Raw genomic sequence first — 1,042 nt, forward strand, 5'->3', positions numbered from 1 at the left:
TCAATATAAGGTTGAATCAAACTTGGATCTTGCTTGTACAGACCAATATTCAAAAAGGTACTGTAAACGTCCCAGTCAAATCTGTCTTTCCATACGACCGGGTTACTTACCTGATTCAAAATATCAGGGTTAGTCGGTCGCGTAGTTTCGAACTTCGTCAGAATGTAGTTCGTGTGTAGTGCGCTCACCATATAGAAGGTAAACACGGCCGGAATTACCAAGCTAAAAACGCGCAGTAGACTTTTGGTCACTTTGCTAAACCCAACTTGGCGATAGCGCGAGACACGCTGGTCGACCCAATACAGCAAAATGATGAAAATCAGCCAGTGCACGAGAGAGTGATAAAACGGATATTCCAACTGAGAGTGAAGTACGATAGGAATAAATAACGCAAGCAACGCTAGGCGTGTGCCACGTTTGGCTTGATAAATCCTATGTAAAACCAATCCTATTGCGAGGATTATGCCTAATACAGGCAGAAGCCCACCTTCTACGCCCCAGTACAACATTTCATTGTGTGGATGATCCATCGATGGCAAGCCTGCAGGATAGTTCTCATTCAGCGCATGCTGGCGCGCGGTGTACAGCATGTACTCAGATTCAAACTTACCGTAACCGTAGCCAGTGAACGGTTTCTCGATCACCATATCCAAGGTTTGAGGGAAAGTGTACGCTCGAGGCGATTCCATATTCACTTTCTCTGCCGCCAGTCCACTTCCATCCGGGAATGCAATGCTCATTACAACGAACGAGAGCACCAAGCCCGTAACCAAAGCCGCGATCCAGCGAATAAAGCGGCCTTTGGTTGCAAAGCGATACATATAAGGAATCACTAACAACAAACCGATGATGGTCGCTAGCCATCCTGTGCGCGAAGCTAACGCGACAATCAACGGCAAGGTAACAACAGGTACGGCATATAAAAGGTAAACGTCGCTTAGCTTACGTGAGTACTTATAGGGTTGACGAGCTAGAAGGTAACTGGCAATGACTAATCCAGTAGCGAGAAAGCTAGCCATCACATTCGGTTGCTGAAAGATCC

1 protein-coding gene is annotated in these 1,042 nt (G+C 46.4%); it reads right to left on the reverse strand.

Features of this window, described 5'->3' with window-relative positions; all coding sequences use genetic code 11:
* The coding region (locus R7P72_RS26080; protein ID WP_318111158.1) for a PglL family O-oligosaccharyltransferase at positions 1–1,042 on the reverse strand (1,042 nt) is incomplete at both ends.

The organism is Vibrio sp. Vb0888, assembly GCF_033338835.1.
Lineage (GTDB): Bacteria > Pseudomonadota > Gammaproteobacteria > Enterobacterales > Vibrionaceae > Vibrio > Vibrio alginolyticus.